The following is a 7199-nucleotide window of genomic DNA, read 5'->3' on the forward strand; positions in this document are numbered from 1 at the left end:
CGGCCCACGCCGCCCGCCCCGCCCGCGCCGCCCGTGTCAGCGCCCCCGCCCCGCGCGCCCGGCTCGCCCGCCTCCCGGTGGTGACCGCGTGATCGCCGTCGTACAGCTCCTCGTGGCCGCCCTCCTCACCCTCGCCTGCGCGCTCTTCGTCGCCGCCGAGTTCTCGCTCACCACCGTCGAACGCTCCGACCTGGAGCGGGCCGTGGACGCCGGCGAGCGCGGCGCCGAGGGCGCGCTCGCGGCCGTCCGCTCCCTCACCTTCCAGCTCTCCGGCGCCCAGCTCGGCATCACCGTCACCTCGCTGGTCATCGGGATGCTCGCCGAACCCGCCGTCACCGAGCTGCTGCACGGCCCGCTCTCCGCGATCGGCCTGCCGCGCGGGGTCACGTCCACGATCGGCTCGATCCTCGGCGTCGGCGTCTCCACCGTCGTCCTCATGGTCGTCGGCGAACTCGTCCCGAAGAACTGGGCGATCTCCCGGCCCGTGCCCGTCGCCCGCGCCGTCGCCGGTCCGCACCGCCGCTTCTCGGCCTTCTTCGGCTTCTTCATCCACAGCCTCAACGCGACGGCGAACTTCTTCGTACGCCGCCTCGGCCTGGAACCGACCGAGGAGCTGGCCTCCGTGCGCGGCCCCGAGGAACTCGTCGCGCTGGCCCGGCACTCGGCCGCCGAAGGCGCGCTCGAACCGGACTCCGCCGAGCTGTTCATCCGTACGCTGCACCTCAACGACCTCACCGCGCAGAACGTCATGACCCCGCGCGTCGAGGTCCAGGCCCTCGCCGAGGACGCGAGCGCGCTCGACGCCGCGAACCTCGCGCACGCCACCGGCCTCTCCCGCTTCCCCGTCTACCGCGAGCACCTGGACGACGTCACGGGTACGGTCCACATCCGCGACGTCCTCGCCCTCGAACCGGCCGCGCGCTCCCGCACCCGCGTCACCGACCTCGCCACGCCCCCGCTCCTCGTCCCCGACTCGCTCCCCGCCGACACCCTCCTCGTCCGTATGCGCGCCGCGCGCACGATGGCCGTCGTCATCGACGAGTACGGCGGCACGGCGGGCGTCGTCACGGTCGAGGACATCGTCGAGGAGGTCGTCGGCGAGGTACGCGACGAGCACGACCCGGAGGAGACCGAGGACCTCGTCCCCGGCGCGCCGACCCCCGACGGCCGCGAGACGTGGGAGGCCGACGGCTCCCTGCGCCTCGACCAGCTCCGCCTCATCGGCCTGCGCGCCCCCGAGGGCCCCTACGAGACGGTCGCCGGCCTCCTCGCGACCCGCCTCGGCCGCATCCCGGAGGCGGGGGACGTCGTGGAACTGGGCGAGCTGGACGCGACGGCCAGGGGCTGGGAGTTCACGGTCCTGTCGGTCGAGCACCACCGGGCCGAGCGCGTACGGGTCGTGAAACCGGCCGGGGACGACGCGGCACACGTCGAGGAGCCGGGCCGATGAGCGCACCAGGCGCCCGAGCCCGCGCCCGTACCCACACCCCCGCCGGTACCCCCACCCGTGCCCACGCCCGCACCCGCGCCCGCCAGGAGGACGCCCGATGACCGCCGTTCAGCTGCTCGTCGGGCTGCTCACGCTCTTCACCAACGCCTTCTTCGTCGGCGGCGAGTTCTCGCTGATCTCCGTGCGCCGCAGCCAGATCGAACCGCTCGCGCAGGCCGGCGACAAGCGGGCGGCCAGCACGATCAAGGCACTGGAGCACATCTCCGCGATGCTCGCGACCGCGCAGCTCGGCATCACCGTCTCCTCGCTCGTCCTCGGCGCCGTCGCCGAACCCGCGATCGCGCACCTCCTGGAACCGGTCTTCGAGGCGGTCAGCATCCCGCACGGCCTCGTGCACCCGCTCTCCTTCGTCATCGCGCTGACGCTCGCCACGTACCTGCACATGCTCATCGGCGAGATGGTCCCGAAGAACATCGCGCTCGCCGAGCCCGTCCGCACCGCGCTGCTCCTCGGGCCGCCGCTCGTCGCGCTCACCCGCGTCCTCAAGCCCCTCGTGTTCGGCATCAACAGCCTCGCCAACCACCTCCTTCGGCTCCTGCGCGTCGAGCCGAAGGACGAGGTCGAGTCCGTCTTCACCGACGACCAGCTCGCGCGGATGGTCGAGGACTCCAGCGAGGCCGGGCTGCTCAGCGAGGCCGACCGCGACCGGCTGCGCGACGCGCTCGAACTCGGCACCCGCCCCGTCGGCGAGATCATCAAGCCGGGCGCGACGCTCGTCACGGTCGACAGCACCGTCACCCCCGCCCGGCTCGAACGCGTCGCCGCCGAGTCCGGCTTCTCGCGGCTGCCGGTGACCGGCGAGGGCGGCGCGCTCCTCGGCTACCTCCACATCAAGGACACCCTCGGCGTCACCGAGCGGGACAAGCCATTTCCGCGCGCCGCCTACCACCCCCTCACGCGCGTCCGCATCGACACCCCGCTCGACGACACCCTCACCGCGCTGCGCACCGACGACAGCCACCTCGCCGCCGTGACGGGCGAGGAAGGACGGGTACGCGGCTTCGTGACGATGGAGGACGTGCTGACGGAACTGGTCGGCCCGGCGGCGGAGCGCTGAGGGAGCGGGGGCGCCCCGGAGCGCGCTCAGGGGCGGCGTCCGGCGGCGGCCCGAGAGGTTGCGTACCGACTTTGTGAGGGCCCTGAGAAGGCCCTGAGGGAAGTACGCGGCCGAAAACGGACGCATCGCCTCCAGGGTGGGACAAGCCACACCCGGCGGCCTTGTGCCGGGTGCGGTGGGGGTGACTACGCTGCCGCTGATGCCTTCCACCGACATGTTTCCCGCATTTCTGGTTAGACGCGTACCGACCCGTCGGCGTTCCATCGGGGAGGGATTGTGAGCGAGTCCGCGCGCGGACACGGACCAGGGGACGGTACGGAGCCGTCGTCCGAGGGGCGCGTACCGCTGCCTCCGGAGCGCGGGGCGAGAGGTGGCCCGGCGACGGGTACGGGCAGCGACACCCTCGTACTCAAGCGCGTACCGGCACCCGGGGAAACGGCGGCGACGAACGCCGGAGCGGCCGGGAAGCCCGGCGCCGAAGCCGGGGGCGCCGCCGGGAAGGCCGCCGCCAAGCGCCGCGACCCCTTCTTCGACAACGCGAAGTACCTCGCGATCCTGCTCGTCGCGATGGGGCACGCCTGGGAGCCGCTGCGCGGGGACAGCCGGGCCGCGTCCGCGCTCTACATCTTCGTCTACACCTTCCACATGCCGGCGTTCATCATCATCTCCGGCTACATGTCCCGCAGCTTCGACATGCGCCCGGACCGGCTGCGCCGCCTCATCACCGGGGTCGCGGTCCCGTACGTGATCTTCGAGGTCGCGTACACGCTCCTGAAGCGCACGGCGGGCGGCGACCCGGACTACCCGTTCAGCCTGCTCGACCCCTGGTACCTGACCTGGTTCCTCGTCGCGCTGTTCGTGTGGCGCCTGACGACGCCGATCTGGAAGCTCGTGCGGTGGCCGGTGCCGCTCGCGCTCGCCATCGCGATCCTCGCCGCGATCTCGCCGGACATCGGCGACGACCTCGACATGCAGCGGGTCCTCCAGTTCCTGCCGTTCTTCGTCGTCGGCCTCAAGCTCAAGCCCGAGCACTTCCAGCTCGTACGCCGCCGCGAGGCCCGCATCCTGTCCCTCCCGGTCCTCGTCGGCGGCGCGCTCTTCGCCTACTGGGCGGCGCCGCGCATGAACTCCGCCTGGTTCTACCACCGCGACAGCGCCCAGGAACTCGGCGCGCCCGGCTGGACCGGCGTCGTCATGACGCTCGCGCTCTTCGGCTGCTCGCTCGTGCTCACCGCGTGCTTCCTCGCGTGGGTGCCGCGCCGGCACATGTGGTTCACGGCGCTCGGCGCGGGAACGCTGTACGGCTACCTGCTGCACGGCTTCCTCGCGAAGGGCTCGCGCTTCGGCGACTGGTACGCGGCGGACTGGCTGCACAGCCCGGTCGGCGAGATAGCCGTGACGCTCATCGCGGCGAGCGTCATCACGGTGCTGTGCACGCCGCTCGTGCAACGGCTGTTCAAGTTCGCGATGGAACCCGAGATGCGGTGGGCGTTCCGCCGGGACGTCGAAGAACTCGCCAAGCGCCGCTGACCCGGCGGCGCGAGCCGCGGTGAGAGATTGTCGGCACCGACACGGAAGGGTGGACGCGATGCCTCTGAACGGTGAGTACGAACCGAGCCCCGAGAAATGGGTGCGGGAACAGGTCGCGGAGTACGAGGGCAGCGGCGGGACGCGCGGCACGGAGATGCGCGGCATGCCCGTCATCGTCCTGACGACGCTCGGCGCGAAGAGCGGCAAGATCCGCAAGACACCGCTGATGCGCGTCGAGCACAACGGCGAGTACGCGGTCGTCGCCTCCAAGGGCGGCGCCCCCAAGCACCCCGTCTGGTACCACAACATCAAGGGCCACCCCGAGGTGGAACTCCAGGACGGCCCCGTCCGCAAGGACTACACGGCCCGCGAGGCCACGGGCCCCGAGAAGGCCGAATGGTGGGACCGCGCGGTCGAAGCCTTCCCCGACTACGCCGACTACCAGAAGAAGACGGACCGCCCGATCCCCGTCTTCATCCTGACCCCGAAGAACTGACCACCCCCGCTACAGGAACCGCCCGTGCCCCGGAGGGGGTGCGGGCGGTTTCACGTGTGCAGGTACGTCGGGACGACGACGGGGGCGAGCATCCCTCACCCCCCGCCTCCCGTCACCCCGTCCCCCTCCATCCCCCGCTCCACCTGTCCCGGTACGTCCGCCAGCAGGTACAGGGACTCGTCGAAGACGGTCAGGACGACGACGACCATGACCGCGTGGGCGACCACGTATTCGATGAGGACTCCCGGTGCCACCTGGGCCTTTCGGTTGTCCTCGTGGGTGCCGATGGGGGCCGTGGCCGGGTGGTACGGGTTGCGGGCGAGGACCGAGAGGCCCCGTTCGAGGGTCACCCTGCGGTCCGGCGAGAGCAGCGCCGCCGACTCGGCGCACTCCACCGTGTAGGTGACGCGGAATCCGTCCATGGCGGGAGAGTAGCCGCTGCGGGGGCCGGGGCGGCGGTCCGGGCCGGAGGCCGGTCGCGGGAGCCGGGCGCGGGTCCCGGCGGTGGGTTCCTGGCTCTGGCGCCCACCGCCGGGAAGTCGCGCGTTCGCCTACTTAGGGCACCCTAACCTCAGTCGTCGGCATTCTTCAATTCCGCGCGGCCCTCCTCCCTCTGCCCCCGCGCGGACCACCCCGCCGCCACCACCACGAGCGCGATCGCGACTCCCTCGCGGGCGCCGATCGGCTCCCCGAGGAAGACGAGGCCGACCAGTGCGCCCAGGGCCGGGGTGAGGGCGAGCAGGACGCCGAAGGTGCGCGAGTCGATGCGGCGCAGGACGGTCATGTCGAGCGCGTACGGGACGAGCGAGGAGAGCAGCGCGACCGCGCAGCCGGGCAGCAACACCCCCGGATCGGCGCGCACTTGACCGCCGCTGTGCACCGCCGCGAGCGGCACGAGCACGCACGCCCCGGCGAGCAGCGCGAGCGAGAGCCCGCCGAAGTCGGGGAAGAGCCGCCCGACCCGCTTGCTCAGGAGTACGTACGCGGTCCGGCACCCCGCCGCCGCGAGCCCGAACCCCAGCCCCGCGAGCGGCAGTTCACCACCCGGCGCCCCGAGCAGCAGCACCCCGCCCAGCCCGAGCAGCCCCGCCGCGAGGTGCGCGGGCCGGCGGGAGAGCGCGACGGCGAGGAGGAGCGGCCCGACGAGTTCGACGGTCGCCGCGACACCGAGCGGGAGCCGGTCGAGCGCGAGAAAGAACGTCAGGTTGTTGCCCGCGAAGACGAGCCCGAGCGCACACCCGCCGAGCCACTGCGCACGGCTGTACGAGGCGAGGCGTGGCCGTACCAGCAGCGCGAGCAGCACCGCCGCGAAGCCGAGCCGCATCCCCGCCACCACCAACGGATCGACGCGCCCGTAAAGGGACTTGGCGACGGCGGCCCCGAGCTGGAGGCTGCACATCTGCCCCAGCACGAGGACGGGGGCGAGGCGGGCGAGGGAGCGGGGCGCTTTCGCGGCGGCGCGCGCCTTGGTGCCGGTGGGCGTTCTCGCGTCGGCGGGCGCCGGGGGCGGGCCCGTACGCGGCGGGCCGCTTCGTATGCCTGTACGCATGACCGCCAGCGTGATGTCATGCCCTTGTGCAGTTCAACCATTACGGCGGCGAGGCGGCCCGGCTGGCGGCGGCCCTGGTCAACGCGGCACCCGCCGACGACCTGACCCCGCTCCTGCGCGCCCACGGCATCCACCGCCCGCCCCCGACCCCGCGCGGCGTACGGGAGTTGCGCACCTGGGCGACGACATCGCTCGCCCCGTGCTTCGCCCCCTCGGGCGGCCGTCCCCTGGACCCCGAGGCGCTGGCGACGCGCTGCGCCCACGCCAACGCGGCGCTGGCACAGGCCGCTTCGCTGCCGCGCATCTCGCTCCACGACGGCACCCCGCACCTGCACTACGGCCCGGAGGACCAGGCGACGGTGGGGCACGTGAAGGCGTCGACCGCGGCGGCGCTCGCGTACGTCATCTGCTCGTCGAGCGCGCACCGCCTCGGCCGCTGCGCGCGCTGCGACGCGGCGTACGTCGACACCTCGCGCGCGGGCCGCCGCACGTACTGCACCGTGCGCTGCGCGAACAACGACGCGGTGGCCCGCCACCGGGGGCGCGGCTGAGCGTCCCCGCGCCGGGTTCGCGGGCGCGGGCGTCGGCACGCCCCGTACCCTCACGGCACCAGCACGACCCGCTCCCCGGCGGCGACCTCCTCGCCCCACACCTCGTCGACGCGCGCCAACGGCCGGGCGACAGGCCGCACATCGAGCCGCCCGCTCACGATCTCCTCGGCGAGCGCGGGGAGTTCGGCGACGATCCCCGCCGTCGTGACGGAGCCCTGGCCGCTGCCGACGAAGGACAGCGCGCCCGCGCGCAACCAGGCCGAGGGAAGCGTGAGTTCGGGACCGGCGACGGAGCCGAGCTGCACCCAGGTGAGGGGGCGGGAGCGGTCGGAGCGGGCGGTGAGCAGGGCGGGCACGGCACGCTCGGTGGGGGCGCCCCACAGGTAGTCGAGCACGACATCGACGTCCGCCGCGGCGGCCCCGAGCCGATCGGCCACCTCGCCCTCCTCGCCGCGCAGGTCGAGGGGTTCGGCGCCGAGCGCGCCGAGGAGGCCGAGGCGGTGCGG

7 protein-coding genes and 1 pseudogene are annotated in these 7199 nt (G+C 73.2%); 5 read left to right on the top strand and 3 right to left on the bottom strand.

Annotated features, from left to right (window positions below; translation table 11 throughout):
• Positions 1-88: 88 nt before the first annotated feature.
• The 4 genes from G3I42_RS21425 (at position 89) to G3I42_RS21440 (ending at position 4593) form a co-directional block, all read left to right on the top strand.
• Entirely contained in the window at positions 89-1450 is a 1362-nt protein-coding gene (locus G3I42_RS21425; RefSeq protein ID WP_164288293.1) for a hemolysin family protein, read from the top strand.
• 97 nt (positions 1451-1547) lie between these two features.
• On the top strand, positions 1548-2567 hold the full coding sequence (locus G3I42_RS21430) for a hemolysin family protein (protein ID WP_164288294.1): 1020 nt from the start codon (positions 1548-1550) through the stop codon (positions 2565-2567).
• A 276-nt stretch (positions 2568-2843) separates the two neighbouring features.
• Complete coding sequence (locus G3I42_RS21435) at positions 2844-4097, top strand: acyltransferase family protein (RefSeq protein ID WP_343244614.1); 1254 nt, start codon at positions 2844-2846, stop codon at positions 4095-4097.
• 58 nt (positions 4098-4155) lie between these two features.
• On the top strand, positions 4156-4593 hold the full coding sequence (locus G3I42_RS21440; RefSeq protein WP_164288296.1) for a nitroreductase family deazaflavin-dependent oxidoreductase: 438 nt from the start codon (positions 4156-4158) through the stop codon (positions 4591-4593).
• Positions 4594-4688: 95 nt separating this feature from the next.
• Here the strand turns inward: G3I42_RS21440 and G3I42_RS21445 are convergent, their stop codons facing one another.
• Both G3I42_RS21445 and G3I42_RS21450 read right to left on the bottom strand, forming a co-directional pair.
• A complete protein-coding gene (locus tag G3I42_RS21445) occupies positions 4689-5015 on the bottom strand; it encodes a hypothetical protein (protein WP_164288298.1) in 327 nt (108 codons plus the stop codon).
• Between the two features lie 149 nt (positions 5016-5164).
• A complete protein-coding gene (locus G3I42_RS21450; RefSeq protein ID WP_164288300.1) occupies positions 5165-6142 on the bottom strand; it encodes an EamA family transporter in 978 nt (325 codons plus the stop codon).
• A gap of 26 nt (positions 6143-6168) precedes the next feature.
• Between G3I42_RS21450 and G3I42_RS21455 the strand changes: the two genes are divergently transcribed.
• Positions 6169-6693, top strand: a complete 525-nt coding sequence (locus G3I42_RS21455; RefSeq protein ID WP_164288302.1) for a CGNR zinc finger domain-containing protein — start codon at positions 6169-6171, stop codon at positions 6691-6693.
• 50 nt (positions 6694-6743) lie between these two features.
• Here the strand turns inward: G3I42_RS21455 and G3I42_RS21460 are convergent.
• Positions 6744-7199 (bottom strand): annotated as a pseudogene (locus G3I42_RS21460) (zinc-binding alcohol dehydrogenase family protein); the annotation flags it as partial.

This window comes from Streptomyces sp. SID11385 (genome assembly GCF_010548245.1).
Lineage (GTDB): Bacteria > Actinomycetota > Actinomycetes > Streptomycetales > Streptomycetaceae > Streptomyces.